The sequence below is a fragment of the Chamaesiphon sp. VAR_48_metabat_135_sub genome, assembly GCF_031418915.1.
In the GTDB taxonomy this organism is placed as follows: Bacteria; Cyanobacteriota; Cyanobacteriia; order Cyanobacteriales; family Chamaesiphonaceae; genus Chamaesiphon.
This window is the reverse complement of record NZ_JANOJV010000153.1, coordinates 1-4,629: the sequence shown is the minus strand read 5'-3', so window position 1 is coordinate 4,629 and position 4,629 is coordinate 1. Positions and strand designations below refer to the sequence as shown.

Below are 4,629 nucleotides of genomic sequence, written 5' to 3'. Positions count from 1 at the left end.
ACCCCCACACCCCCACACCCCAACTCTCTCTCCCCTCCCCCTTCTATGGCATATCAATGGTTTAAGTCTTTTCATATTATTGGTTTTACAGTTTGGTTTGCGGGCTTATTTTATTTAGTGCGATTGTTTATTTATCATGTCGAGGCAAATGAGCAACCAGAACCCGCACGAAGTATTCTCAAAGCGCAGTACCAAATCATGGAAAAGCGGCTCTATAGTATTATTACCACACCAGGAATGTTGGTAACGATCGCGATGGCGATCGGGATTATTTCGACAGAGCCAGGAATTATTCATCAATCTTGGCTGCATATTAAAATTGGTTTGGTAGTGCTGTTAATTGGATATCACCACTATTGTAAGAGTTTGATGAAAAAACTCGCAATAGATGAGTGCAAATGGAGTAGCCAACAGTTGCGTGCGCTGAATGAATTGCCTACTTTATTCTTAGTCGCGATCGTCCTATTAGCAATCTTTAAAAATAATTTACCAACCGATCTAACTGGTTATTTAATTGTCGGATTAGTCGTACTAATGGCTGCAACAATTCAACTCTACGCCCGCAAGCGGAGGCTAGATGCTGAGAAATTAGCAGCCGATCTAACTTTTACAACTGAAACAAATGCCTAGTTTGTAATATTCAAATATTGAGAAACAATAAGAAAGTTGAGAGTCATATCTTCTTAACTTTCAACTTTCAACTTTCAACTAAACACTGATGCCAATTAAATCAAACTATACATCTACAGATATTCAAGCAATCTTTAATCGAATTGCGCCAGTATACGATCGATTGAATAACGATCTCAGTTTAGGTATTCATTGGGTTTGGAAACAAATGACCGTATCTTGGAGTGGCGCAAAATCTGGCGATACTTGCCTAGACCTCTGTTGTGGTAGTGGCGATATTACGCAACTGATGGCAAAACAAGTTGGAGCTAAAGGTACGGTAATTGGTGCTGATTTTGCCCCCGCACAACTCGAAAATGCAGCAGCCAGAATCGCTGATATTTATCCACCACTAGATTGGATTAACTGGGTAGAAGCTGACGCACTCAATTTACCATTTGCAGATAATTATTTCGATGCAGCAACGATGGGTTATGGCTTACGGAATGTCACAGATATTCCGCGCTGTTTAGCAGAATTACACCGCGTTCTCAAACCCAATGCAAAGGTAGCGATTCTCGACTTCCATCGTCCGAATAGTAATTTAGTCCGTCGCTTTCAGCAATGGTATCTAGCGGCGATTGTCGTCCCCAAAGCAGCCCAATTGGGGATGACGGATGAATATGCCTATTTAAACCCTAGTCTCGATCGTTTTCCGACGGGAAGAGAGCAGGTACAATTGGGATTGGATGCTGGATTTAGTCATGCAACTCATTATCCGATCGCCAGTGGGATGATGGGTGTATTAGTATTGACAAAATAGGGATAGTTGAGATCGAGTCAAGCTTGGTGCGAAACTTCTGGTAAATTGAGCGCGTCAATTAGCTAAGGGTACAACTATGCCAGATTTAGTTGACCGAAGTTTTCGCTTACTTTATCGATCTGGACTACCAAATCCAGATAAGATTTAATACATGCAACGCTTAACTCACACTTTTCTTCGATCCTCACCTTGGCGATGGCTGCTACTGCTGTCGATCGCTTGTGGTGGCACTATTACTTTACCCCATCTCAGACCAGTTCAAGCCCAACAGCCAAATCCTCAAGGATTATCCATCCAAGCAGATACTCAAGAAGCCAATTCTAAAACCGAAGTAGTTACCGCACGCGGGAATGTTCGGCTTAACTATCCTAGTCGCAAAGTTCAAGCTAGAGCTAATCTCGCCCAGTACTATATCAAGCAAAAGCGCATCCTCCTGACTGGTAACGTCTTAATCGTCCAAGATGGGAATACTTTGGAAGGCGAGAGTGTGATTTATCTGATTGAGGAAGGGAAATTTATCGCCAATCCCAAAGTCAAACAGCAAGTCCGTAGTAACTATGTTCTTGCCGAACAGGGTGGTAAAGGGCTGACGATCTTATCTAATATTCAAGAAGCCAATACTAAGACGGAAATAGCTATTGCCAGAGGGAATGTGCGACTCAGCTACCCCGATAAGAAGCTTCAAGCGCGAGCCAATGTCGCGCAATATAATATCAAAGGGAAACAAATTGTCTTATCGGGAAATGTCCTCGTCGTTCAAGATGGGAGTAGTTTACAAGGGGATACGATTACCTATCTAATTGAGGAAGGGCGATTTGTTGCTAAACAAAAACCAGGGATACCCGTGCAATCTATCTATGTCATTCCTGACAAAACTAGTAATTAGGATAGTTGCTGCGTAGTTCCGTTACCCCACCCCAGCCCTACCCTTGTAAAGGGGAGGGAGCAAAAGCCCCCCAAGGGGGGGTTGGGGGGTAAGTCCACCTTTAAACGAGGTCTATTATCCAGCAACTTATTTTAATTAGTATGAGTTTAACCGATCGATCCTACTTTATCCCGTGAAAATTGTTCTTGAAAACATCCATAAATCCTACGGGAAACGAAGTATTGTCAATCGCGTCAGCCTGTCGGTATCTCAGGGCGAGATTGTGGGTTTACTCGGCCCGAATGGTGCGGGGAAGACTACCACATTTTATATCGCCACTGGACTGGAAAAGCCCAATCAGGGCAAAGTCTGGCTGGATGACGACGATATTACCAGTTTATCGATTCACCAGCGGGCGCGGTTGGGAATTGGTTATTTGGCTCAGGAGGCGAGTATCTTTCGGAGTATCACGGTGCTCGATAATCTGCTGCTGGTGATGGAGCAAACAAAGGTACCCCGCAAGCTCTGGAATCAAAAGTTAACAGATTTAATTACCGAATTTAATCTAGAGAAGGTTGTGGATACCCTGGGTAGTCAAGTGTCGGGCGGAGAAAGACGACGCACAGAATTGGCTCGCTCCCTTGCAGCGGGGATTAATGGGCCAAAATTTTTGTTTCTAGATGAACCTTTTGCAGGGGTAGATCCAATCGCCGTAGCGGAGATTCAGAAAATTATTGCCAAACTACGCGATCGAAATATGGGTATCCTGATTACAGACCATAATGTTCGCGAAACTCTAGCCGTTACCGATCGAGCATACATCATGCGGGAGGGTCAGGTATTAGCTTCTGGTAGCACGGAGGAAATGTACAGCAATCCTTTGGTACGTCAATATTATCTCGGTAGTGATTTTCAGTTTTAGTAGATAGGGTGTTTAATGTGCTTGTTTGAGTTGCTGCGTAGATCTTTACCCCACCCCAGCCCTCCCCTTACAAAGCGGATGCGCGCACTGTTCGGGTTCCCCGACAGTGTTAGCGCACCAAGCAGGGGAGGGAGCAATCGATAAACAATAATTCACTTTCAACTGTCTTGAAAAGGTGCTTTACTTGGGGAAACCCCAAGACCGCACTTTTCGCTTTCAACTTTCAACTTTCAACTAATTAAATATGGTTGGTAAAACAAGTTTATCGAAGATATTATTGCCAGGTATTTCGGTGATGGATCGATATATTTTCATCCAATTACTGATGCCATTTTTATTTGGGGTTGGGGCATTTTCCTCGATCGTTTTAGCAATTGGTAGTTTATTCGATCTCGTGCGCCAAGTAGCCGAAGCGGGATTGCCGATTACAGTGGCGATCGAAGTAATGGCACTGAAAATGCCTCAATATGTGGTCTATGCTTTTCCGATGTCTATTCTACTGGCGGGAATGATGACCTATAGTCAATTTTCTGCCGCTAGTGAAATTATCGCTTTTCGGAGTTGTGGAATTAGTGTCTATCGATTGATTTTACCTGCGCTGATTTTGAGTATTATTGTGACTGGAATCACCTTCTTTTTTAATGAGTCACTCGTTCCCGTAGCTAGCCAACGAGCGACAACAACGCTGACCAAAGCATTAAAACAAGATAAACCAACATTTAAGAAGGATAATATTATCGTTCCTGAATATAAAGAAGTCGATCGCAATGGCAAAAAGGAACAGGTATTAGTCCGACTATTTTATGCTGAAAAATTTGATGGTAAAACGATGTCTGGATTGACAATCGTCGATCGATCTCAACAAGACAAGGGTTTAAGTCAAATCTTGAATGCTAAATCTGCGGTCTGGAATAGCAATAAAAATACCTGGGAATTTTCTAATGGGACTATTTATCTGATCGCTCCCGATGCTTCCTACCGCAATATTATTACCTTCGAGCATCAACAGTTACAACTACCCAAATCGCCATTTGAATTAGCCGCCCCAGACAAAAATACTGAGGACATGAGTATTACTGAATTGATAGATTATTCGGAGCAAATTAGGCTGAGTGGCGACAAGAAAAAAATTCTTTTAGTTGCGGTAAATATTCAAAGAAAACTAGCCTTTCCTTTCGTTTGTATCGTATTTGGATTAATCGGATCGGCGATGGGAATTCGCCCTCAACGCACGGGTAAGGCGACTAGTTTTGGAGTCAGCGTACTAATGATTTTCGGCTATTACTTAATTATGTTTATTGCTGGAGCTTTAGGACAAGCTGAGATTATTTCGCCGTTTTTAGCTGGATGGTTGCCAAATTTTATTGGGGTCGCGATCGGTGGCTGGTTGGTCGCTCAAGCAGCAAAATA

The 4,629-nt window shown here is 43.0% G+C and carries 5 protein-coding genes; all 5 read left to right on the top strand.

The window, feature by feature from the left end:
• The first annotated feature begins 45 nt into the window (after positions 1 to 45).
• Entirely contained in the window at positions 46 to 630 is a 585-nt protein-coding gene (hemJ, locus tag RMO55_RS11155; RefSeq protein WP_310426553.1) for a protoporphyrinogen oxidase HemJ, read from the top strand.
• An 88-nt stretch (positions 631 to 718) separates the two neighbouring features.
• On the top strand, positions 719 to 1,432 hold the full coding sequence (ubiE, locus tag RMO55_RS11150) for a bifunctional demethylmenaquinone methyltransferase/2-methoxy-6-polyprenyl-1,4-benzoquinol methylase UbiE (protein WP_310426552.1): 714 nt from the start codon (positions 719 to 721) through the stop codon (positions 1,430 to 1,432).
• A 151-nt stretch (positions 1,433 to 1,583) separates the two neighbouring features.
• A complete protein-coding gene (locus RMO55_RS11145; protein WP_310426550.1) occupies positions 1,584 to 2,318 on the top strand; it encodes an LptA/OstA family protein in 735 nt (244 codons plus the stop codon).
• Positions 2,319 to 2,490: 172 nt separating this feature from the next.
• On the top strand, positions 2,491 to 3,219 hold the full coding sequence (gene lptB / locus RMO55_RS11140; RefSeq protein WP_310426549.1) for an LPS export ABC transporter ATP-binding protein: 729 nt from the start codon (positions 2,491 to 2,493) through the stop codon (positions 3,217 to 3,219).
• Between the two features lie 244 nt (positions 3,220 to 3,463).
• On the top strand, positions 3,464 to 4,629 hold a 1,166-nt coding region (locus tag RMO55_RS11135; RefSeq protein WP_310426547.1), incomplete at its 3' end, for an LptF/LptG family permease.

Bases quoted from the DNA above. Each gene is read 5' to 3' on its own strand.
- RMO55_RS11145 (WP_310426550.1), top strand. From the start codon at position 1,584: ATGCAACGCTTAACTCACACTTTTCTTCGATCCTCACCTTGGCGATGG.
- ubiE (WP_310426552.1), top strand. From the start codon at position 719: ATGCCAATTAAATCAAACTATACATCTACAGATATTCAAGCAATCTTT.
- hemJ (WP_310426553.1), top strand. From the start codon at position 46: ATGGCATATCAATGGTTTAAGTCTTTTCATATTATTGGTTTTACAGTT.